We start from the raw sequence: 22,592 nt of genomic DNA on the forward strand, positions 1-22,592 counted from the left end.
TCGAACGGGAGATAGGGCCTATCTCCCGTTCGAAAGCGCCCATTCCCCCGATATCACGTTCGAAAGTGCGGGGCGGGGCGGGCGCGGCTAACGTGGCGGGCATGGACGAGCCCACGCTGCTGCGCATCGCCCGCGACCGCGCCCTCGAGCTGCCGGGCAGCGCCGCGTCGCACCCCTTCGGCCCGGACACCGAGGTCGTGAAGGTGCAGGGGAAGCTGTTCGTGGTGTTCATCGACCACGACGGGCGCCGCCTCGTGAACGTCAAGGCCCGCCCGGAGGACGGCGCCCAGCTGCGCGCGGCCCTGCCCGCGGCGATCACGCCCGGCTATCACACGGACAAGCGGCACTGGCTCAGCCTGGCCACGCACCCGGACCTCGACGAGCAGCTCGTCCGGGACCTCGTCACGGAGTCGTACCTGCTGGTCGTGGCGAGGCTCCCCCGCACCCGGCGCCCCGTGGACCCCGAGACCTTCGGCCGGGCCTGATGTCGGTCGACCGCCCCTTCCGCTTCACCCACCGCTGGGCCGTCCCCGCGGACGCCCGGTCCGTGCTGGCCCTGCTCGCCGACCCGGCCGGCTACCCACGCTGGTGGCCGGCCGTCCCGCGCGCCCGTCGCCTGGGCCCCGACCGCGCCGCCGTCCGGCTGCGGGGGTTCGTGCCGGTGCGTCTGACGATGGAGCGTCTCATCGACGACCGTGCCCGCGGCCTTCTGGTCGCGCGCCTGAGCGGGGACCTGACGGGCACCGTGCGGGTCACCGTCCACGACGACGGCGCCCCGGCCGGACACGCGCCGCGCTGCGTCGTGGCGTGGGAGCAGGAGGTGGTGCTGACCTCGCCGTGGATGCGCGCTGTGTCCCGCGTGCCGGGCGCCCGCGCCGCGATGGGCCTCAGCCACGCGGCCGCGATGCGCTCCGCGCGTCGGGCGCTCGGGGCGAAGGCCGTGCCGACCGCTGATCCCGCTCGAACGTCTCGTCCATGACGGCCCGGCGCCCCGGCCGGCTCAGAGCTCGGCCTGGGCCTCGTCCCACTCGCGGGACAGCGGCGGGCGGGAGAGGCCGTCGAGGAGGCCGTCGGCGGGGTCGACGCCGAGCTCCACGATCCTGTTGTCCGCGTCCACGTGGACGACCTTGGGCTGGAAGTTGCGAGCCTCGTCGTCGTCCATCTGCCCGTAGGCGATGAGGATGACGATGTCCCCCGGATGCACCAGGTGGGCGGCGGCGCCGTTGATGCCGAGCACGCCGGAGCCCCGTTCGCCCGCGATGGTGTAGGTCTCCAGTCGCGCGCCGTTGGTGACGTCCACGATGGACACGAGCTCGCCGGGGAGGATGTCCGCGGCGTCCAGCAGGTCCTGGTCCACGGTCACGGAGCCCACGTAGTGCAGGTCCGCCTGGGTCACGGTGGCCCGGTGGATCTTGGCGTGGAACATGGTGCGCAGCATGCGGCAGAACTCTCCGGATGAGGGGGTGGGTCGGGTCCGAGAGGACCGGTGCTCGATTCTACGCCGGTCCGGAGACGAGGGGCAGGGGCCGACGCCGGCCCGAGGCTCCCGCCCCTCTCGCCGAGGCCCGCAGACACGCCGTTACCGCCAGGCCGTAGCGGCGCGTCTGCGGGCCTCGACAGGTCAGATCCACGACGGCGGCACTCGGCCCGGCATCGTCCGCGCGGCCACCAGGCCCCGCAGCTGCCGCACGAAGAGCTCCCAGTGCCCCGGCAGGAACACGTCGGCGGTCACCCGGATCACCTCCCACCCCTCCGCGCGCAGGGCCGCGTCCCGCTCGCGGTCCTCACGCCACTGCCGGCGATCCGTGCGGTGCTGATCGCCGTCGTACTCGACGGCCACCTTGGCCTCCGCCCACACCAGATCGACGCGGAGCCGCTGTCCCGTGGCGAGGCGGATGCACGGGTTCACCGCGGGCTCGGGGACGCCGTCCAGGACGAGCCGCACCCGCAGCCGGCTCTCCTGCGGCGAGTCGGCCCCGGGACGCACGAGCTCCAGCGCCTCCCGGGCCGCACGGATCCCGCGCACCCGACCGCGTTCCTCGACGGCGGCGCGCAGCTCGGCCACGTCCGTCACCCCGGGAGGCAGCCGACGGCGGCGGGCCTCCGTCGGGGCGGTCCGAACCATGCTGTCCCCCAGCGCGACGAGATGCTCGAGCGGCCCGGCGTGCGCGGCGAGGTCCACGAAGGTCCACCCCGGTGCGGTCACACGCACCCCGTCCACGATCCGCACCGGTGCGTCGGCGCGGAGGCGGTGTGAGCGGATCCCGGCCCGGCTCGACGCGGTGCCGTGGCCGCGCGGGGTCGCGATGTGCACGGACCGGTCGGCGGCGAGCGGCCCGGTCAACCACAGGCCGAGCACCCGGGCGGCCGTGACGTGGCTGAACACGCCCTCGGGGTGCAGATCCTGCAGTGCCCGCACATGATCCATGGGGTCCGGTGCGACGCCGCGCAGGCCCCAGAGCCCCCAGCCGAGGGAGACCACGTCCCCGCGCCGCAGCCGGGCCGCACTCACGCCCGCCTCGCGCGCGGCCGGGGTCGAGAACACGGTCGGAGCGCGGAGGAGGCCGTCCAGTCCGCAGCGCATCGGAGGCAGGGGCGCGGGCGAGCGGGGCATGGGCCGAGCGTGCCCGATCCGGGCGGGCCGCCGTCGTCGTCCGCCGGGATCTGTGGACGACGCCCCGCCGAGGCCCGCAGACACGCCGCCACGTCCTGGCCATAGCGGCGTGTCTGCGGGCTTTGGCGCCACGGGTCGCCGCCAGACCCCACCCCACCCCTCCCCACGACGACGGCGTCACCCGCCCGGCTCCTCCTCCCGCGTGATCCACGTCTCGGCTAGGGTGAGGACCAATAACCGACCGATCGGTCGGGACTCGTCCGCGCCCCCGACACCAGGAGACCCCGTGACCGTCACCGCCCCCTCCCTCCCGGAGATCCTCCCCAGCTACGTCGCCGGCAGCTGGTGGACGCCGTCGCACCCGTCCAAGGTCACCGATGTGACGGACGCGAACACCGGCGCGCGCCTGACCGGCGTCTCCACCGACGGCCTCGACACGGCCGCCGCCATCGAGCACGCCCGCACCGTCGGCCAGCAGGCCCTGGGCGCGCTGACCATCCACGAGCGCGCCCTCAAGCTCAAGGAGCTCGCGCTCTTTCTGAACTCCCGCGTCCAGGAGCTCTACGACGTCTCCTTCGCCACCGGCGCCACGCAGCGCGACCACGCCTTCGACGTCGACGGCGGCATCGGCACCCTCTTCACGTTCTCCGGCAAGGGCCGCCGCGAGCTACCGAACTCCACCGTGATCATCGACGGCGACGTGGAGCCCCTCTCCCGCGACGGCTCCTTCATCGGCGAGCACATCTACCAGCGCATCCCGGGCGTGGCCGTGCAGATCAACGCGTTCAACTTCCCTGTGTGGGGCATGCTGGAGAAGTTCGCCCCGGCCTTCGTCGCCGGCGTGCCGACCGTGGTCAAGCCGGCCACCCCCACCGGCTACGTCACGCAGAAGTGCGTCGAGCTGATGCTCGAGTCCGGCGTGCTGCCCGAGGGCTCGATCCAGCTGATCTCCGGCTCCGCCCGCGACCTGCTGGACCACCTGGACTACCGCGACCACGTCGCGTTCACCGGCTCCGCCGCCACCGCGGCCACGCTGAAGAAGCACCCGAACGTGCAGGAGGGCGGCGTCCGCTTCACCGCGGAGACCGACTCCCTCAACGCCGCCATCCTCGGCCCGGACGCGGACCCGGAGTCCCCCGAGTTCGAGGCGTTCGTGAAGGTCGTCTTCCAGGAGATGACGGTCAAGGCCGGCCAGAAGTGCACCGCCATCCGCCGGGTGATCGTCCCGCAGGACCGCGTCGAGGCCGTGACCGCCGCCCTCACCGAGCGCCTGGCCGCGAAGGTCGTCCTGGGCGACCCGCGCGTCGAGGGCACCACCATGGGCGCCCTGGCCTCGAAGGAGCAGCAGAGCGAGGTCCGCGGCGCGGTGCAGCGCCTGGTCGACGCCGGCGGTCAGGTCCGCCTCGGCGGCCCCGAGGGCTCGACCGGTGACGCCGACGCCGAGTCCGGCGCGTTCTTCGCCCCCACGGTGCTCACCTTCGAGGACGCACGCACCCCCGAGGTGCACAGCGTCGAGGCGTTCGGTCCGGTCACCTCGGTGATCGGCTACACGGACGTGGCCGACGCCGTGGCCCTGGCCGCCCTGGGCTCGGGATCGCTCGTGGCCACGGTCGCGACGAACGACGGTGAGACCGCCCGCGCGTTCACCGCCGGGATCGGTGCCCACCACGGCCGCGTGCACGTCCTGAACCGCCAGACCGCCACGACCACCACGGGCCATGGCGCCCCCGTGCCGGTGCTGGTCCACGGCGGCCCCGGCCGCGCCGGCGGCGGCGAGGAGCTCGGCGGGGTCCGCGCCGTGAAGCACTACATGCAGCGCACGGCGATCCAGGGCTCCCCGGACATGCTCACGGCCATCACCGGCGTGTGGCATCAGGGCGCCGCGGCCCACACGGTGACCCGCGAGGACGTGGAGGCCGGCACGGCCGTGCACCCGTTCTACAAGTCCCTGGCCGAGCTGACGGTGGGCGACCAGTTCGCCTCCGGCCTGCGCACCGTCACCCTGGAGGACATCACCGCCTTCGCGGAGGAGACCGGGGACAGGTTCTACGCCCACACGGACGAGGAGGCCGCCATGGCCAACCCGTTCTTCCCGCGCCGGGTGGCCCACGGCTACCTGCTGGTCTCGTGGGCCGCGGGGCTGTTCGTGGCCCCGGATCCGGGCCCGGTGCTGGCCAACTACGGCCTGGAGAACCTGCGCTTCATCACGCCGGTGACCTACGACGACGCCATCCGCGTGACCCTGACCGCCAAGCGCATCACCCCGCGCGTGAGCGACGAGTACGGCGAGGTGGCCTGGGACTGCCGGATCCACAACCAGAAGGACGAGCTCTGCGCCCAGTACGACGTGCTGACGCTCGTGGCCAAGACCTGGCCGATGGCCCCGTCCGAGACCTCCCAGGGCTGAGCCCCCCTGCTTCGACGGGCCGTCCCGTGCGCCCGCTGCGCGCCGGGCGGCCCGTCGTCGTCCCAGGGAACAAGGAGCGTGCCCGGGGCGTTCACCTGTACGTCCCATTCGGACCGCGAGAGAAGAAGGTCGACACACATGTCCGAGTTCACCCGTTTCGAGCAGGTCGCCGTGCTGGGCACCGGCGTGCTGGGTTCGCAGATCATCATGCAGGCGGCGTACCACGGCAAGAAGGTGATGGCCTACGACGCCGTCCCCGCCGCCCTCGAGGGGATCGAGCGCCGCTGGGCGTGGATCCGCCAGGGCTACGAGGCAGACCTCGGGGAGGGCTACGACCCGCAGCGCTTCGACGAGGCCATCGCCCGCATCACGCCGACCTCGGACCTCGGCGAGGCCCTGGCGGATGCGGACATCGTGATCGAGGCCGTCCCGGAGAACCTGGAGCTCAAGCGCAAGGTGTGGGCCCAGGTGGGCGAGCTCGCCCCCGCCACGACCCTGTTCGCCACGAACACCTCCTCCCTGCTGCCCTCGGACTTCGCCGACGCCAGCGGCCATCCGGAGCGCTTCCTGGCCCTGCACTACGCCAACCGCATCTGGGCGCAGAACACCGCCGAGGTCATGGGCACCGCCGCGACCTCGCCGGAGGCCGTCGCGGGAGCCCTGCAGTTCGCCGAGGAGACCGGCATGGTGCCCGTGCACGTGCGCAAGGAGATCCCGGGCTACTTCCTCAACTCCCTGCTCATCCCGTGGCTGCAGGCCGGCTCCAAGCTGTACATGCACGGCGTGGGCAACCCGGCGGACATCGACCGCACCTGGCGCGTGGCCACCGGCAACGAGCGCGGCCCGTTCCAGACCTATGACATCGTGGGCTTCCACGTGGCCGCCAACGTCTCCCGCAACACGGGCGTCGACTGGCAGCTCGGCTTCGCTGAGCTGCTCGAGAAGAGCATCGCCGAGGGCCACAGCGGCGTGGCCGACGGCCAGGGCTTCTACCGCTACGGGCCGGACGGGGAGAACCTCGGCCCGGTGGAGGACTGGAACCTGGGCGACAAGGACACCCCGCTCGGCTGACCTCCTCGACTGACGGATCAGGGGCCGTCCGGTGCGCACCACGCATCGGGCGGCCCCGACGCATGCCCCCGCCGCTTCCTTGTGGCATCCGTCACAGCGCACGTAGAGTCGGGCCATGACGACCCCCCGACTCCCCCTGCTCGGCGCCCTCGCCGTGGGCGCGCTCGCCCTCGCCGGGTGCGCGGGCGGCGGCGGCGCGGAGCCCTCCTCCCCCGCCCCCTCGTCGGCGTCGTCCACGACGACGGCGGCCTCGTCCGCGTCCACGTCGCCCGCGGCCAGCAGCTCCACGGCCCCCACGTCACCCGCGGCCAGTGCCTCCACGGAGAGCACGGCCGGCGCCTCCGCCTCCAGCAGCCTGTCCCTCGAGATGCCCCCCGCGCTGGACGGGCAGCGGACCCTGGCGGTGCAGACCGCCGTGCAGCGGGCCGCGGGGCCGGGGTCCGAGGTGGGGCTGAGCGCCGCCTCGCCGCTGGAGCGGCAGACGGAGCTGCGCCAGCGGGCCGCCGGCCTGGAGCAGGCGGTCGACGCCGGTGCGAGCCCGGCGCCCACCCGCAGCGCGGAACAGCAGGCCTGCCTGGACGCCACCCGCTCCGCCCTGGAGCGGGACGCCGAGGCCGGGGCGGCGGACCTGGGGCTCACGGCCCAGCCGGAGACGGCCGCCACCACCGGCGTCGGGCCCACCACGACGCCGGCGCCCTCCTTCACGGCGTCCCCCGACGCCGAGGTCACTCCGCTCGGCGTGCGCGTCACCGTGTACCCCACGGAGGAGGCCGCCCGCGCCGCCCTGGAGGACGCCCGAGCGGCGGCGCAGGCCTGCACCGGGGTGGACCTGGCCGGGCTCGGCGTGGAGAGCGTGACGCGGACCGAACACGAGGGCGGCGCCGCCTACACGGCGCTCCCGGCCCCCGGGGGGTCCGTCTACTCGCATCTGACGGCCGTGCAGGACGGCGCCCGCACCGTGGCCGTGGCCCAGGCCGACGCGGACGGCGGGGTGCCCGCGGACGCCGAGGACCGCGCGGCCTCGATCGTGACCGACGTGCTCGCCGCGCTCGACGGCGAGGGCTGAGGACAGCGGGCCCTCAGCCCCGCAGGCCCCCGAGCACCACGCCCGTGACGGCGTCGATCATCTGGTCCGGTCCCTGCTGGCCGGGAACGCCGCGATCCGGCCGGTACCAGTCGACGATCGAGTTGATCATGCCGAGCGCGAGGCGGGCGAGGTTGCGCGGGGTCACGTCGGAGCGCACCGCACCCGCGGCCTGGGCGGCCTCGAGCAGGTCACCGAAGCGCCGAGTGATCTCGCGCCGGCGCTCGACGGCGGCCACCTCGACCGCCGAGTTCCCGCGCAGGCGCAGCAGCAGGGTCACCTCGGGCTGCTTCTCCGCCAGCACCCCGAGCGTGCCGCGGATGGCCGCCTCGACCTGCGCGCCGGCGTCGGCCCCGCTGGCCACCACATCGTCCAGGCACGCCTCGAGGGCGTCGAGCGCCTCCGTCACCGCGTGGTCGAGGATCGCCTCCTTGGACTCCACGTGGTGGTAGATCGCGGACTTGGAGATGCCCAGGTGGGCGGCGAGCATGCCCATGGACGTCGCCTCGTAGCCGTGCCGGTTGAAGAGCTCGACGCACTCGGCCAGCAGCGTCTGCCGGTCATAGCCGGGCCGGCCGCGGCGCGGGGTGGGGCTGCGCTGGGGCACGGGGCTCCTTCAGGGGCGGGCGGACGCCGACGACGACGGCGCACCGGTCCACTCTACCGGGCACCCCGGCGTCGGAACCGGCCGCGGGGACGGGATCAGGCCTGGTCGCGCAGGTCGTAGATCCGCTTGAGCTTGCCGGAGGAGCGGGCCAGGGACTCCGGCTCCACCACGTTGATCACGCACGAGGAGCCGATCTTCGTCTTGATCTCCATGCGCAGGTGCGCGGCGCAGGCCTGGGCCTCCTCGAGGGTCGCATGATCGCGGCGCTCGATGTTCACGGCCATCTGGTCCATGCGGTCCGGGCGGGTGATCTCGAGGGTGAAGTGCGGCGACAGGGCCGGCTCCTTGAGGGCCAGCTCCTCGATCTGCGACGGGAACAGGTTCACGCCGCGCAGGATGATCATGTCGTCCGAGCGGCCGGTGATGCGGCCCATGCGGCGGTGGCCCGGGTGCGTGGTGCCCGGCAACAGGCGGGTGAGGTCGTGGGTGCGGTACCGGATGATCGGCAGCGCCTGTTTGGTGAGCGAGGTGAAGACGAGCTCGCCGGGGCGGCCGGTCTCGAGGACCTCGTCCGTGAGCGGGTCGATGATCTCGGGGCGGAAGTGGTCCTCCCAGATGTGGGAGCCGTCCTTGGTGGCCGCGGACTCGCCGGCCACGCCCGGGCCCATGACCTCGGAGAGGCCGTAGATGTCCAGGGCGTCGAGGTCGAAGGTCTGCTCGATCTCGCGGCGCATCTCCTCGGTCCACGGCTCGGCGCCGAGGATCGCGACCTCGAGGGAGGACTCGCGGGGGTCCAGGCCGAGCTTCTTGAAGCCGTCCGCGATGGTCAACAGGTAGGTGGGCGTGGAGAGGATGGCGCGCGGCTGGAAGTCGGTGATCAGCTGCACCTGCTTCTCCGTCTGCCCGCCGGACATCGGGATCACGGCCGCCCCGATGCGCTCGGCACCGTAGTGGGCGCCCAGGCCGCCGGTGAACAGGCCGTAGCCGTACGCGTTGTGCACGCGGTCACCGGGGCGGATGCCGCCGGCGCGGAAGCAGCGGGCGACGAGGGTGGCCCACGTGGCCAGGTCGTCGTCGGTGTAGCCGACCACGGTGGGCTGGCCGGTGGTGCCGGAGGAGGCGTGGATGCGACGCAGCTCGGGGCCCGTGGCGGCGAACGCGCCGAACGGGTAGCTCTTCCGCAGGAACTCCTTGTCCGTGTACGGGAACTTGGCGAGGTCCCCGAGCTCCGTGAAGTCCGAGGGGTGGACGCCGTGCGCGTCGAAGTGCTCCCGATACGCGGGCACGTTCTCGTAGGCGTGGTGCAGGGTCCAGCGGAGGCGCTCGAACTGGAGCGCCTCGATCTGGTCCCGGCTCATCGTCTCCTCGGGGTCCGGGGCCCCGCGGTCGGCGGGGGCGGGCAGGGGTGCCGGCGTGTACGGGTTGGGGATCGAGGCCTCGAGCATGGCGTTCTCCTGGGGATGCGGGGTCGGGCGGCGGTCGACGACGGCGCACCGGCGGGTGCGCCCGCCGGTCAGCGTCCGGGGGCGGGGATGGTGCGGGAGCGGCCGCGGAAGGCGGCCACCGGGGTGCCGTCGTCGGTGGTGACGGTGATGTCGTAGACGGCCGAGCGGCCGGCGGCGGCGACCAGGCGGCCCTCCGCGACGAGGGTCTGCCCGGCGCGGGTGGCCGCGAGGAAGTTGACGTCCACGCCGGAGGCCACGGTGAGGGTGGAGCCGTCCGAGGCGGGGTCGTTGCAGGTCAGCGCGAAGCACGTGTCCGCGAACGCGAAGACGGCGCCGCCGTGGGCCAGGCCGAAGCCGTTGTGCTGGTCCTCGGTGAGCGTCATCCGGATGCGCGCGTGGTCCTTCTCGGCGGCCTCGAGGGTGACGCCGAGCCACCGTGCCACGCGGTCCTCGGCGAGCATGGGGTGGTGGGCGGTCTCGGTCATGGGCGGGCCTCCCTGCCGGCACGGGCGCGCCGGCGCGGCGGCGCAGAGAATTACTGAACGATCATTAGGTAACTCTCTGGATGTGACCCACGTCAAGTCCGGTCCGGTGTGTGACGCTCGCCGACCCCGCCCTGCCGCCGCCGGGGCGAGGCGCGCCGGGACCGTGTGCGCGGGCCCTGCCCATCGCGTCCGCGGCGCCTGTCTAGGGTGACCGCATGGTGACCTTCGCGCCGGACCGCGCCTCCTTCATGCTCAGTCCCTCGGACATCACCGCCGCCGCGACGTGCACGTACGGGTGGCTGCGCGGGACGGTGGACCCCGCGCTCGGGCGCGCCCCGCGGATCGGCGTGGCGGATGCGTTCCTCGAGCGGGTCTCCCGCCTCGGGGACGAGCACGAGTCCCGCGTGCTCGCGCGACTCGAGGCGGAGCACGGCGCAGACCAGGTGGTCCGGCTCGCCCGCCCGGAGCGCTACACGCCCGAGGGTGTGCAGGCCGCCCGCGAGCGCACCGCGGCGGCGTTGGCCGCGCGTCCCGCCGTCGTGTTCCAGGGGATGCTGCACAACGGCGCGTTCGGCGGCCTGGCCGACTTCCTCGTGCTCCGCACGGACGAGGAGCACCCCGAGGGCGCGTACGAGGTGGTGGACACGAAGCTGGCCCGGCATGCGCGGGTGACGGCGCTGCTGCAGATCGCCGCGTACGCGGACCTGCTGGACGGCATGGACGTGCCGCGGGCGCGGCAGGGCAGCCTGTGGCTCGGGGACGGTTCCCGGCACGTCGCGGACCTGGACGAGGTGATCCCGGTGTACCGGCACCAGCGCGCCCGGCTGGAGGCGCTGCTGCAGGATCACGTGGCCGCCGGGGAGCCCGCCCGCTGGGGCGACGACCGCCTGAGCGTCTGCGGCGCATGCGAGGCGTGCGAGGAGGCCGTCGACGAGCACCGGGACGTGCTGCTCACGGCAGGGGCCACGCGGCTGCAGCGCACCCGGCTGCGCGAGGCCGGCATCACGACCATCGAGCAGCTCGCGGCGTCCGTCGCACCGCCGGAGGGCATGGCCCGCCGCACGTGGGAGGCGCTGCGGGAGCAGGCGGCGATCCAGCTGGAGCCGGCCGGGGCGGACGGGCTGCCGCCGCATCGGATCGTGGACCCGCGCGCCGTGACGGGGCTGCCGGCGCCGGACGCCGGAGACGTCTTCTTCGACTTCGAGGGGGACCCGCTGTGGGTCTCCGCGGACGGGAGCATGGAGGGCCTCGAGTACCTGTGGGGCTGGGTCGAGGCGCCGGGCGGGGACACCGCGCGCACCGCCTCGGCCGACTTCCGGTTCACGGGTCTGTGGGCGGACACCCGTGCCGCCGAGCGGGCGGCGCTCGAGCAGTTCGTGGCGTTCGTGGAGGCGCGGCGCGCGGCCCACCCGGGGATGCGGATCTACCACTACGCCGCGTACGAGGTCACCGCGCTGAAACGCCTGACCGTGCGCCACGGCGTGGGCGAGCGCGAGCTGGACGACTGGCTGCGCGCGGGGCTGTTCGTGGACCTCTACTCCACGGTCCGCGCCGCCCTGCGGGCCGGTGTGCCGAGCTACTCCATCAAGAAGCTGGAGCCCCTCTACATGGGGGCGGAGCACCGGGCGGAGGACGGCGTGACGACGGCGGCGGACAGCGTCACCGAGTACCACCGGTACGTCGCCGCGATGGAGGCCGGGGACACCGAGGTCGCGAGGGCGATCCGCGCCGACATCGAGGACTACAACCGGTACGACTGCGTCTCCACGGCACGGCTGCGGGACTGGCTGCTGGCACAGGTCGAGCCCGAGGAGGCCGCCGTCGCGGACCGTCCCGTCGACGACGCCGCGGCCGGGGACGAGCCGCTGGTCGAGGCCGCGCCGTCGCTCCAGGAGCAGGACGCGGCCCTCGCCGCCTCGCTGCAGGCGCTGGCGGGCGCCGAGAGGGACGAGGCGGGTGGGACGGGGGCCCCGGAGGCGGAGCTCGACGGCGGGCGGCGCGGTATCGCCCTGCTGGCCGCGGGGCTGGGTTACTTCGCCAGGGAGAACAAGCCGCTGTGGTGGGCCATGTTCGATCGGGCCGTGTCCGCCCCGGACGAGTGGCAGGAGCCACGCGCGAACCTGGTGTTCGACACCGTCGAGTCGGTGGGTGCGTGGGAACGTCCCACCCCGCGGAGCAACCCCGCCCGGACGCTGACCGTGACCGGGCGCCTCGAGCCGGGCACCGAGGTCCGGCCGCGTCGGAACAGCCAGGAGAGGTTCAAGCTCAACGCCCTGTACGAGCAGCCGCCGCGTGGGGCGGAGCTGGCTCCCAACGCCGTCCGCTGGCAGAGCCGATCGCCCGTGGACGTGACCGAGGTGGAGGAGATCGCACCGGGCCGGTTCCGCGTCAGCCTGCTGCAGCGCCTCAGCACCAAGTACGAGCCGGAACCGCACGCGGAGGTGCCCATGGCGGTGTTCCACCTCAACTATGTCCGGCCCGGTGGCCTCCTCGAACGCATCCGGGAGCAGGCCGCCGAGGCCGCCCGCCGCGGCCGACTGCCGGACGGAGCGGTGTTCGACATCCTGGCGCGCCGTGCCCCGCGCACCGCGGGCCGGACCCTCGCCGCGATCGGGGCGGACGTACGAGACGGCCGGCGGGACGGCGTCGGGGGCCTGGTCGAGGCGGTCGAGTCCGCACGCGGCTCCTACGTGGCCGTGCAGGGCCCTCCCGGCACCGGCAAGACGTACGTGGGCAGCCGCGCGGTGAAGGAACTCCTGGACCGGGGCTGGACGGTCGGGGTCACCGCCCAGTCCCACGCGGTGGTGGAGAACTTCCTCGACCAGCTGATCGGCGTCGGTGTGGACCCCGACCGCGTGGGCAAGGAGCCCAAGGACCCGGACGGACCGCACCGCTGGACGTCCCTGGGCTCATCGGAGGTCCATGCCTTCCTGGCACCGGGCCGGGTCCTGGGCGGCACCGCGTGGACCTTCGCGAACGCCGCGGCCCAGCCGGTCGACCTCCTGGTGGTGGACGAGGCAGGGCAGCTCTCCCTCGCGCACCTCCTGGGCGCGAGCGCCCTGGCCGAGACGGTGCTGCTGCTGGGTGACCCGCAGCAGCTCCCCCAGGTCAGCAGGGGCGAGCACCCCCAGCCCATCGGCGACGCGGCCCTGACCTGGATCGCGGAGGGCGCCCCCGTGCTCCGCGCCGAGCGCGGCTTCTTCCTGGACACCTCGTGGCGCATGCACTCGGCGCTCACCCGCGCGGTCTCCGAGCTCTCCTACGCCGGCCGGCTCGGCGCACGGGAGGAGGTCACGGACGCCCGCCGCCTCGACGGCGTGGAGCCCGGGCTACACCCGTGGCCGGTCTCCCACACGGGCAACTCGGTGTCCTCGCCGGAGGAGGCCGCGGCCGTCGTCGAGATCGTCCGGTCACTGCTCGGCCGCACCTGGTCCACCGGCCCGGACGACCCCGGCCGACCGCTCGAGCCGTCCGACGTGATCGTGGTGGCCCCGTACAACGCGCAGGTCGCCACGGTCCGGGAGACGCTCGACGCCGCCGGCCTCGAGGGCACCACCGTCGGCACCGTGGACAAGTTCCAGGGCCGGGAGGCCGCCGTCGCGATCCTGACGATGGCGGCGTCCTCACCGCAGGAGGTGCCGCGCGGGCTGGACTTCCTCCTGAACCGGAACCGGCTCAACGTGTCGATCTCGCGCGGGCAGTGGGCCGCCTACCTCGTCCACTCCCCCGCCCTCGCGGACGCGCTGCCCACCAGGCCCGAGGACCTGCCGATGATCGGCGCGTTCCTGCGGCTCGTGCACCGCTGACTCAGTCGGTGGTCCCCTGGCGCAGCAGGAACCGCTGCAACTTGCCGGAGGGGGTCTTGGGCAGCCGGTCCACGAAGTGCACCCGGCGCGGGTAGGCGTGCTTGGAGTACTCGTCGCGGACCTTCGCCTGCAGCTCGGCCGCCAGGGCGTCCGAGTCCGCGACGGCCCCGGCGGGCACCACGAACGCCACGACCTCCTCGCCGCGCACCCCCTCCGGGTCCGGCAGGCCGACGACGGCGACCTCCTGCACCCGCGGGTGGTCGATGAGCACGGACTCCACGTCGAACGGGCCGATCCGGTACCCGGCGGCGAGGATCACGTCGTCGTCCCGGGAGGAGAAGAAGAACCAGCCGTCGTCGTCCTGCCGGGCGGTGTCCCCGGTCAGGTACCAGCGGCCGTCCGGGGTGAAGCGCTCCGCGGTCTTCTCCGGCTCCCCGAGGTAGCCGGGGAACCAGAACAGGGGCGAGGCCGCGTCGATCGCGATCTGCCCGTCCCGGATCTCCGCGGCGATCCCCGGCAGGGGCACACCCATCGAACCCGGGCGGGGCGGCGCGGCCAGCTCGGGGTGCGCGAGGGTGCAGATGACCATGCCCAGCTCGGTCTGGCCGTAGTGGTCGCGGATCTCCGTGCCGAGGGCCGCCCGGCCCCACTCGAGCACGGACGGCGGCAGCGGCTCCCCCGCCGTGGACACGCGCCGCAGCCGCAGCGGGGCGTCCTCGGTGACCTCCCCGGCCTTGGCCAGCGCGCGGAACATCGTGGGGGCGCCGGCGAGGTTCGTGATGCCCTGCGAGCGGATCACCTCGACCATGGTCGCCGGGGAGAAGGCGCCGCGGTACTGCACCGAGGTCGCCCCGAGCACCAGCGTGCCGACGATCCCGTAGTACAGCCCGTACGCCCAGCCGTGGTCGGCCGCGTTCCAGAACAGGTCCTCGGGGCGCAGGTCCACCGCGCACGTGAGGTAGACGGCGAACGCGGCGGCCGCGCGCAGCGGCACGGGCACCCCCTTGGGGCGGCCGGTGGTGCCGGAGGTGAACAGCAGGGCGATCGGCCCGTCCCCGCCGACGGCGACGTCCTCGGCCAGCGGCGCGGAGTCCGCGAGCGCGTCCCACTCCGGGCCGGTGCGGATGATCTCGATGCCCGGGATGTCCGTGAGCTTCTCCGCCTGGCGGGGTTCGGCGACGACGAGCCGCGCCGCCGCGCCCTCGATGCGCATCCGCGCGGCACCCGCGGCGAACGCGGTGAACAGCGGCACGTGCACGGCCCCGAGCCGCCACAGGGCCAGCAGCGTGACGACGAGCTCCTCCCGTTTGGACATCATCACGGGGACGCGGTCGCCGTGCGTGACGCCGCGGGCGGCGAGGCCGGCGGCGAGGCGGCGGGAGCGGTCGGCCAGCTCGCCGAAGGTGAGGTCGACGGCGGACATGTCCTCCGCCACGAACCGGAACGCCACGGCGTCGGCCGGCCATCGGTCGCAGAGCAGGTGGGCGGTGCAGGCGTCCGGGGTCTCGACGTCGGCGACCCACCCGGCCATCAGCCGGTCGATCGTCCCGGCCTCGTGGGCCTGCCCGGTCCGTTCCGTCATCTCGGTCTCCTCATCCCTCTCGGCACGCCGACGCCGGGCGACGGCGACGTCAGCCACGGTAGGTCCATCCCGCCCCGGGCCACCGGGCGCGTCCGCATGTTGCACTCGCCACCCCGTCGCGGTCGAGGACGGACCCGGTCGTCGGCTTCGTCGGGCGTCCGCGGCGCCTGCCAGAATGGGGGCCATGACCTCGCAGCCCGCGCCCGCGTCCACCGCCCACCGCCGTTCCCTCGCCGAGGCCGGCATCGCCCTCGGCCCCCTGGACGGCCGCTACCGTGCGGCGGTGGAGCCGCTCGTGGAGCACCTGTCCGAGGCGGCGCTGAACCGCAACCGCATCCACGTGGAGGTCGAGTGGTTCATCCACCTGGCCGAGCACCGTGTGCTGCCGGGTCTCGAGCCGCTCACGGCCGAGCAGCAGGCGGGCCTGCGGGCGATCGTCACGGACTTCGACGCGGAGTCCGTGGCCGAGCTGGCGGCCACCGAGAAGGTCACGGTGCACGACGTGAAGGCCGTCGAGTACTTCATCGCCGACCGCCTCGAGGGGCTGGGCCTGGGCCGGCTGAAGCCGCTCGTGCACTTCGCGTGCACCTCCGAGGACATCAACAACCTCGCCTACGCGGTGGGCGTGCGCGACGCCGTCGAGCAGGTCTGGCTGCCGGCCGCCCGCGCCGCCGTGGCCACCGTCTCCGCGATGGCCGCCGAGGCCGCCGAGACCCCCATGCTCTCCCGCACGCACGGCCAGCCGGCCACGCCCACCACGCTGGGCAAGGAGATGGCCGTGTTCGTGCACCGTCTGACCCGCCAGACCCGGCGCATCGCCGGCCAGGAGTACCTGGGCAAGATCAACGGCGCCACCGGCACCTACGCCGCCCACCTCGCCGCCGCCCCGGACGCGGACTGGCCGGCCCTGTCCCGGTCCTTCGTGGAGCACCTCGGCCTCACCTGGAACCCGCTGACCACCCAGATCGAGTCCCACGACTGGCAGGCGGAGCTGTACGCCGACGTCGCGCGCTTCAACCGGATCCTCCACGGCTTCTGCGTGGACGTGTGGAGCTACATCTCCATCGGCTACTTCGCGCAGATCCCCGTGGCCGGCGCGACCGGCTCCTCCACCATGCCGCACAAGGTGAACCCGATCCGCTTCGAGAACGCCGAGGCCAACCTCGAGCTCTCCTGCGCCCTGCTCGACTCGCTGAGCGCCACCCTCGTGGAGTCCCGTTGGCAGCGCGACCTCACGGACTCGACGTCGCAGCGCAACATCGGCGTGGCCCTCGGCCACTCGGTGCTCGCCCTGACCAACGTCGCCAAGGGCATGGGCCAGCTCCAGGTGGCCGAGCCCGTGCTGGCGCAGGACCTCGACACGAACTGGGAGGTGCTCGGCGAGGCCGTCCAGACCGTGATGCGTGCCGAGGCGATCGCCGGCGTCGAGGGCATGGACAACCCCTACGAGCGCCTCAAGGAGCTGACCCGCGGCCACCGCGTGGACGGGGCGCGCATGCGCGAGTTCGTGCAGGGCCTCGGCCTGTCGGAGGCGGCCCAGGCGCGCCTGCTGGAGCTGACCCCGGCCGGGTACACCGGCGTGGCGGCGGAGCTGGCCAAGGAGTTCGGCCCCGCGCAGGGCTGACCGGGCCGCCTGACGGGGGACGATGGGCGGGTGCTGCTTCCGTCTCTCCCCGTGTGGCTGCTGTCCGCCACCCCCAAGGACCCCGCCGAACTCGATCGGGACGTGCCCGAGCCGATCGACGCGCACGGCGAGCTCGCCGACGCGATCACCGCGGCGATCACCGCCGTGGACCTCGTGGGCGTGTTCTTCTTCGCGATCTCGGGCGCCGTCCTCGCCGTGCGCAAGGGCTACGACATCGTCGGCTCCCTTCTGCTGGCCCTCATGGTGGGCACGGGCGGCGGCGTCGTCCGTGACCTCGTGGTCGGCCGGGACGTGCCCGCGGCCTTCGACAACCCCTGGTACCTGATCCTGCCGGCGGTCGCGTCGCTGGCGGTGTTCCTCCGGATCTTCGACGGCGAGCGCGGCCACCACGCCGTCATGGCCTTCGACGCCGTCGGCCTGGCCGTGTACTGCGTGGTGGGCACGCGCATCGCCCTGCTCGCCGGCCTGAGCCCGGTCGCCGCCGCGGTGCTGGGCCTGGTGACCGCCGTCGGGGGTGGCATCCTGCGCGACGTCGTCGCCGGGGAACCGCCCGCCGTGTTCGGCGGGCGCGGCTGGTACGCGCTGCCGGCCATCCTCGGCGCGGGCACGACGGCGGCCCTCGGCCAGGCGGAGGTCCTGAACCCGCTGACCTCGGCGGCGGTGATGGTGCTCGTGCTCGTGCTGCGCGTGGTGTCGCTGCGCAGGGAGTGGCTCGCCCCGGGGGCCGAGATCTCGGGGGAGACCCAGCGCCAGCGCATGGATCCGCATGACGAGCCGCCCGTGCCGGACATCCGCGACCGCAAGGGCAGGGACGGGCCGCCCGCCGCCCCCGGCGAGGACGGCCCCCCGGCGAACGAGGAGACACCCGGCGCCGACGAAGACGTCACACCTCGGGGGACACCCGGGTGAACAAACGAGCCACTGCGCGGGCCGCACGGGACAATGGCCGGTGAATCCCCGGACCCAACGGAAGGAGCCGCCGTGGACGTGCAGCAGTTCTTCGCCACCCTCACCGACGTCCCGTGGCTGCTCACGACCCTGGACCTGATCGGGATCTTCTTCTTCGCCACCTCGGGGGCGCTGCTGGCGGCCCGCAAGCAGTTCGACCTGGTGGGCTCGATGGCGCTGTCCCTGCTGGCGGGCCTGGGCGGCGGCTTCACACGGGACATCCTGCTGGACCGGGGTCTGCCCGCGTCCCTGGAGAACCCGGTCTATCTGGCCCCGCCCCTGCTGGTGTCCCTGCTCGTGTACGTCAAGGTGATCCACCCGAATCGCCTGAACCTGACCATCACCCTGTTCGACGCCGCCGGTCTCGCCCTGTTCACGGTGTCCGGCGTGCTGCTGGCGCACTCGATGGGCGTGCACCCGGTGTCCACGGTGGTGATCGCGATGGTCACGGCGCTGGGCGGCGGCGTGCTGCGGGACATCGTCGCCAACGAGGTCCCGTCCATCTTCGACCCCCGCGGCGTCTACGTCCTCCCCACGTTCCTGGGCGCGGTGCTGGCGACCGTGGTGGCCATGAACGGCGCGCTCAACGGGTACACCGGCTTCCTCATCGCGTTCCTGATCTTCGCGGTGCGGATGATCGCCTACCGCTACCAGTGGCGGTTCTTCGGCGCGGAGATCTCCCAGGACAAGGAGTCCCTCGAACGTCTGCGGCGCCTGGCCACGCAGGCGCAGGAGGCGGCCGCCCGCCGGGTGGAGCGCACCCTCGAGCGCCGGCTGCGCTCCCCCGGCGCCCCCGCCTTCCCCGACGACGACACGCACGGGTCCTACGGCCCGCGGCAGGAGTACGAGGACCAGGTGCGGGTGGACGACTACGACCCGCAGACCCAGACGATCACCGTCGTCGACCCCGCCTCACACCAGCAGGTGCGCCTGGACCGCGGCACCGGCGTCATGGACGTCACCGACCTGCGCACCGGGCGCACGCGCAGCTTCGACGACCCCGAGCACGACTGGATCGCGGACGACCCGGCGGACCCGAGGGACTGAGGGATGCGGTGAGCCCGACGCCGGGCCGCGCACGCGCACCCCGCGGACGGGTCTATGCTGAGAGTCCATGACCGGCACGCATGAGACCGCCCGCCCCGCCAGCACGACCACGGAGGCCGCGGCCTCCGGCCCCCTCCACCGCGTCGGATTCGACCGCGCGAAGTACATCGAACTCCAGTCCCAGCACATCCAGGAACGCCGCCGCCAGATCGGCGGGAAGCTGTACCTGGAGATGGGCGGCAAGCTCTTCGACGACCTGCACGCCTCCCGCGTCCTGCCCGGCTTCACCCCGGACAACAAGATCGCGATGCTGGACCGCATCAAGGACGAGACCGAGATCCTGGTGTGCTTCAACGCCAAGGACCTCGGGCGGAACAAGGTCCGCGCGGACCTGGGCATCACGTACGAGGACGACGTCCTGCGCCTCGTGGACGTGTTCCGGGAGCGCGGGTTCCTGGTGGAGCACGTGGTGGTCACGCAGCTGGAGGACGCCAACCACCGTGCACTGGCGTTCCTCGAGAAGCTCGAGCGCCTCGGCCTGAAGGTGGCCCGCCACCGCGTGATCCCCGGCTACCCGCACGCCATGTCCACGATCGTCTCGGAGCAGGGCTTCGGTGCCAACGAGTGGTCCGAGACCACGCGGGACCTCGTCGTCGTGACGGCCCCCGGCCCGGGCTCCGGCAAGCTGGCGACGTGCCTGAGCCAGGTGTACAACGATCGGCAGCGGGGCATCCCGGCCGGCTACGCGAAGTTCGAGACGTTCCCCATCTGGAACCTGCCGCTCGAGCACCCGGTGAACGCCGCCTACGAGGCCGCCACCGTGGACCTGGACGACATCAACCTGATCGACCCGTTCCACCTGGCCGAGTACGGCGAGCGGGTGACGAGCTACAACCGCGACGTCGAGGTGTTCCCGCTGCTGTCCGCGCTGCTGGAGAAGGTCACGGGCACCACCCCGTACAAGTCCCCCACGGACATGGGCGTGAACATGGCCGGCGCGGCGATCGTGGACGACGAGGTGTGCCAGGAGGCCGCAAAGCAGGAGATCATCCGGCGCTACTACAAGGCTCAAGTCAACGAGGCGCTGGAGGGCGCGGACGACACCGAGTCCGAGCGCGTGGCCCTGGTGATGTCCAAGCTGGGCCTGAGCTCGGAGGACCGCCCGGTGGTGGGTGCCGCGCAGTTGGTGGCCGAGCGCACCGGTGAGCCCGGCGCGGCCGTGCAGCTGGCGGACGGCACCCTGGTGACCGGCAAGACCTCGGAGCTGCTGGGCTGCTCCGCCGCGGTGCTGCTCAACGCCCTCAAGGTGCTGGCCGGCATCGAGGACGACGTGCACCTGCTCTCCCCCGCCTCGATCGAGCCGATCCAGACGCTCAAGACCGTGCACCTGGGCTCCAAGAACCCGCGGCTGCACACGGACGAGGTGCTGATCGCGCTGTCCGTGTCCGCGGCGACCGACGAGAACGCGAAGGCGGCCGTCGAGCAGCTGGCGAGCCTCGAGGGCTGCGACGTGCACACGACGACGATCCTCGGCTCCGTGGACGAGGGCATCTTCCGGTCCCTGGGGATGCTCGTCACGAGCGAGCCGAAGTTCCAGAAGAAGGGGCTGTACCGGAAGCGGTGAGGCGGGGCGGTTCGGGCGGTCGCTTTCGTTGACGAAACGGGCGACCCCTGGGCGTTTTCGTTCGAGAAGTGGGAGCGGGCCACGGCCCGCTCAGGAGGCCCCGGTGGTTCGCCGGGGCCTCCGTTCGTTGACGACGGCGACAACTCGCTCCGCGACGACGGCCGGGTCCTCGTGCTCCCAGAAGCGGAGGACGAGCCAGCCGCGCTCCGTCAGGATGCGCGTGGTCTCCAGGTCCCGGGCCCGGTTCGTGGCGACCTTGTCCGACCAGTAGCCGCCGTTGGCCTTCGGCGCGATGTAGTGCTGGGGACACCCGTGCCAGTAGCAGCCGTCGATGAGGACGGCGACGCGCGCGGGACGGAACAGGATGTCCACCGTGCGGCGGAGGTCCTTCTCCGGCTTCGCGTTCACCCGGTAGCGGAGGCCGGCGGCATGGAGGAGACGGCGAACGGGGGCGTGTCAGATGGTCTGTGTAAGCCGTACCGAGAGGAACGGTAAGAATCATGACCATGATCGACGAGAAGAACCCAGGCGAGCCCTCGGGCCAGGACCTGGTCGAGCAGCTGAAAGCCTCAGGGCAGCTTGATGCCCTGTTCGCGCAGATCGACGCGGGCGGCGTCGAGCTCACCGGTGACGGCGGGTTCGTGCCCGCGCTGGTCAAGGCCGCGCTCGAGCGGGGCCTGCAGGCCGAGCTGACCAGCCATCTGGGCTACGAGAAGGGCTCGAGCGAGGCGCCGAAGCACGCCAACTCCCGCAACGGGACCACCCCGAAGACCGTGGAGTCCGAGGTCGGGCCGATCGAGCTGGACGTCCCGCGAGACCGGGGCGGGTCGTTCACCCCGCGCCTGGTGCCCAAGGGCCAGCGGCGCCTCGGGGGCCTGGATGACATGATCATCAGCCTCTATGCCGGCGGAATGACGATCCGGGACATCCAGCACCACCTGGCCTCCACGATCGGCACGGACCTGTCGCACGAGACGATCTCCAACATCACCGACGCCGTGAGCGAAGAGGTCCTGGCGTGGCAGTCGCGGCCGCTGGAGGAGTTCTATCCGGTGATCTATCTCGACGCAATCCGGATCAAGATCCGAGAGAACAGCCAGGTCCTCAACCGTGCCGCCTACATCGCCGTCGGCGTGGACCTCGAGGGCATCAAGCACGTGCTGGGGATCTGGGTCCAGGACACCGAGGGCTCGGCGTTCTGGGCCCACGTCTGCGCCGATCTCGCCAACCGGGGCGTGCAGGACGTGCTGATCGTGTGCTGCGACGGGCTCAAGGGCCTGCCGGAGGCGATCGAGGCGACGTGGCCGGACTCGATGGTCCAGACCTGCGTGGTTCACCTGATCCGGGCCGCGATGCGGTTCGTGGCCTACCAGGACCGCAAGAAGGTCGCCGCCGCGCTGAAGCCGATCTACACCGCCCCCAACGAAGAGACCGCGAGGAAGGCGCTGGCCGAGTTCGAGGCCTCCGAGCTCGGCACGAAGTACCCGTCTGCAGCCGCGACCTGGGCGAACTCCTGGGAGCGGTTCATCCCGTTCCTGCAGTTCCCACCCATGCTCCGCAAGGTCATCTACACGACCAACAGCATCGAGTCGCTGAACTTCCAGCTACGGAAGGTGACCAAGAACCGCGGCCACTTCCCCTCGACCGAGGCGGCGGTGAAGCTGCTCTGGCTGGCGATCTGCAACATCGAAGACAAACGCGCCGCCGAACGCGCTCGGGACCGGGGCAAACCCGCCGGCCAGCGCAAAGCCCAGGGCCGGCTCGTCGAAGGCCAGGCCGTCACGAACTGGAAGCAGGCCCTCGCCCAGCTCGCCGCGGCCTACCCCGACCGGATCAACCCCTACCTGTGACCACCCCGCTTACACAGACAAGTTGACACGCCCAGACGAGTGGGCCTCTCCCGCAGGATGGAAGTTCCTCAACAACCCACCTGCCAGAAGAGACCCACTCATGACTCACGCTAACGCACCCCTGACCCCCACTGGCCGTCTCAGGATGGTCCACCGCCACCTGCACGACGGGATCCCGCAGKCMCACGTGGCCGCCGAGTTCCGGGTGAGCCGGCCCACGGTGGCCACCTGGGTCGCCCGCTACCGCGCCCAGGGAGAAGCCGGCCTTCAGGACCTGCCCAGCCGGCCGCACCGTTCACCTGCCCAGCTCGATCCGGTCCTGGTCGCCCAGATCCACGCCCTGCGGCGGGAGCGCAAGTGGTCCGCATGAGCCGCCC

General features: G+C 72.8%; 17 protein-coding genes and 2 pseudogenes. 12 read left to right on the forward strand and 7 right to left on the reverse strand.

Annotation, left to right across the window (positions count from 1 at the left end; translation table 11 throughout):
- The first annotated feature begins 101 nt into the window (after positions 1-101).
- Positions 102-485, forward strand: coding sequence for an MmcQ/YjbR family DNA-binding protein (locus tag G6R13_RS09745; protein WP_119217751.1), 384 nt, complete (start codon positions 102-104; stop codon positions 483-485).
- Positions 485-979, forward strand: coding sequence for an SRPBCC family protein (locus tag G6R13_RS09750; RefSeq protein ID WP_119217750.1), 495 nt, complete (start codon positions 485-487; stop codon positions 977-979). The genes G6R13_RS09745 and G6R13_RS09750 overlap by 1 nt, the downstream gene beginning before the upstream one ends.
- Before the next feature lie 21 nt (positions 980-1,000).
- Here the strand turns inward: G6R13_RS09750 and panD are convergent, their stop codons facing one another.
- Both panD and G6R13_RS09760 read right to left on the reverse strand, forming a co-directional pair.
- Entirely contained in the window at positions 1,001-1,438 is a 438-nt protein-coding gene (gene panD, locus G6R13_RS09755) for an aspartate 1-decarboxylase (RefSeq protein ID WP_119217749.1), read from the reverse strand.
- Positions 1,439-1,621: 183 nt separating this feature from the next.
- A complete protein-coding gene (locus G6R13_RS09760; RefSeq protein ID WP_095353734.1) occupies positions 1,622-2,614 on the reverse strand; it encodes a DUF559 domain-containing protein in 993 nt (330 codons plus the stop codon).
- A gap of 286 nt (positions 2,615-2,900) precedes the next feature.
- Here G6R13_RS09760 and paaZ point away from each other — a divergent pair, with 286 nt between their 5' ends.
- The 3 genes from paaZ to G6R13_RS09775 all read left to right on the forward strand — a co-directional run bounded on the left by paaZ (position 2,901) and on the right by G6R13_RS09775 (position 7,158).
- Positions 2,901-5,021 carry a phenylacetic acid degradation bifunctional protein PaaZ gene (paaZ, locus tag G6R13_RS09765; protein WP_163721559.1) on the forward strand — a complete coding sequence of 707 codons (2,121 nt, stop codon included), beginning with the start codon at positions 2,901-2,903 and terminating at the stop codon, positions 5,019-5,021.
- A 138-nt stretch (positions 5,022-5,159) separates the two neighbouring features.
- On the forward strand, positions 5,160-6,092 hold the full coding sequence (locus tag G6R13_RS09770) for a 3-hydroxyacyl-CoA dehydrogenase (protein ID WP_010080087.1): 933 nt from the start codon (positions 5,160-5,162) through the stop codon (positions 6,090-6,092).
- Positions 6,093-6,207: 115 nt separating this feature from the next.
- On the forward strand, positions 6,208-7,158 hold the full coding sequence (locus G6R13_RS09775) for a hypothetical protein (RefSeq protein ID WP_163721561.1): 951 nt from the start codon (positions 6,208-6,210) through the stop codon (positions 7,156-7,158).
- A gap of 13 nt (positions 7,159-7,171) precedes the next feature.
- Here the strand turns inward: G6R13_RS09775 and G6R13_RS09780 are convergent, their stop codons facing one another.
- From G6R13_RS09780 to G6R13_RS09790, 3 genes are all read right to left on the reverse strand, one after another.
- On the reverse strand, positions 7,172-7,783 hold the full coding sequence (locus tag G6R13_RS09780; RefSeq protein WP_163721562.1) for a TetR/AcrR family transcriptional regulator: 612 nt from the start codon (positions 7,781-7,783) through the stop codon (positions 7,172-7,174).
- 95 nt (positions 7,784-7,878) lie between these two features.
- The gene (locus tag G6R13_RS09785) at positions 7,879-9,228 is read right to left on the reverse strand and encodes an AMP-binding protein (protein ID WP_163721564.1); all 1,350 of its coding nucleotides are present in this window, start codon (positions 9,226-9,228) and stop codon (positions 7,879-7,881) included.
- Between the two features lie 68 nt (positions 9,229-9,296).
- Positions 9,297-9,713: a hotdog fold thioesterase gene (locus G6R13_RS09790; protein ID WP_020624995.1), complete on the reverse strand. Its 417-nt coding sequence runs from the start codon at positions 9,711-9,713 to the stop codon at positions 9,297-9,299.
- A 215-nt stretch (positions 9,714-9,928) separates the two neighbouring features.
- On the opposite strand from G6R13_RS09790, the gene G6R13_RS09795 reads away from it, so the two are divergent.
- Positions 9,929-13,519, forward strand: coding sequence for a TM0106 family RecB-like putative nuclease (locus G6R13_RS09795; RefSeq protein WP_163721566.1), 3,591 nt, complete (start codon positions 9,929-9,931; stop codon positions 13,517-13,519).
- Position 13,520: 1 nt separating this feature from the next.
- On the opposite strand, the gene G6R13_RS09800 is transcribed toward G6R13_RS09795, so the two are convergent.
- Entirely contained in the window at positions 13,521-15,101 is a 1,581-nt protein-coding gene (locus G6R13_RS09800; RefSeq protein WP_163721568.1) for an AMP-binding protein, read from the reverse strand.
- A gap of 184 nt (positions 15,102-15,285) precedes the next feature.
- Between G6R13_RS09800 and purB the strand changes: the two genes are divergently transcribed.
- The 4 genes from purB (at position 15,286) to G6R13_RS09820 (ending at position 20,365) form a co-directional block, all read left to right on the forward strand.
- A complete protein-coding gene (gene purB, locus G6R13_RS09805) occupies positions 15,286-16,725 on the forward strand; it encodes an adenylosuccinate lyase (RefSeq protein ID WP_163721570.1) in 1,440 nt (479 codons plus the stop codon).
- A 30-nt stretch (positions 16,726-16,755) separates the two neighbouring features.
- The gene (locus G6R13_RS09810) at positions 16,756-17,655 is read left to right on the forward strand and encodes a trimeric intracellular cation channel family protein (protein WP_163721572.1); all 900 of its coding nucleotides are present in this window, start codon (positions 16,756-16,758) and stop codon (positions 17,653-17,655) included.
- A 72-nt stretch (positions 17,656-17,727) separates the two neighbouring features.
- The gene (locus tag G6R13_RS09815) at positions 17,728-18,741 is read left to right on the forward strand and encodes a trimeric intracellular cation channel family protein (protein WP_041102567.1); all 1,014 of its coding nucleotides are present in this window, start codon (positions 17,728-17,730) and stop codon (positions 18,739-18,741) included.
- Between the two features lie 67 nt (positions 18,742-18,808).
- The gene (locus tag G6R13_RS09820; RefSeq protein ID WP_041102565.1) at positions 18,809-20,365 is read left to right on the forward strand and encodes a DUF1846 domain-containing protein; all 1,557 of its coding nucleotides are present in this window, start codon (positions 18,809-18,811) and stop codon (positions 20,363-20,365) included.
- Positions 20,366-20,455: 90 nt separating this feature from the next.
- Here the strand turns inward: G6R13_RS09820 and G6R13_RS09825 are convergent.
- Positions 20,456-20,800, reverse strand: a pseudogene (locus G6R13_RS09825) (very short patch repair endonuclease); the annotation flags it as partial.
- A 71-nt stretch (positions 20,801-20,871) separates the two neighbouring features.
- Between G6R13_RS09825 and G6R13_RS09830 the strand changes: the two are divergent.
- Together G6R13_RS09830 and G6R13_RS09835 are read left to right on the forward strand one after the other, a co-directional pair.
- Positions 20,872-22,215: an IS256-like element ISMlu11 family transposase gene (locus G6R13_RS09830; RefSeq protein ID WP_012750929.1), complete on the forward strand. Its 1,344-nt coding sequence runs from the start codon at positions 20,872-20,874 to the stop codon at positions 22,213-22,215.
- Positions 22,216-22,315: 100 nt separating this feature from the next.
- A pseudogene (locus tag G6R13_RS09835) lies at positions 22,316-22,582 on the forward strand (leucine zipper domain-containing protein); the annotation flags it as partial.
- Positions 22,583-22,592: the final 10 nt, after the last annotated feature.

Origin of the sequence: Micrococcus sp. Alg238-R198 (assembly GCF_900537135.1) — a bacterium.
Lineage (GTDB): Bacteria > Actinomycetota > Actinomycetes > Actinomycetales > Micrococcaceae > Micrococcus > Micrococcus luteus.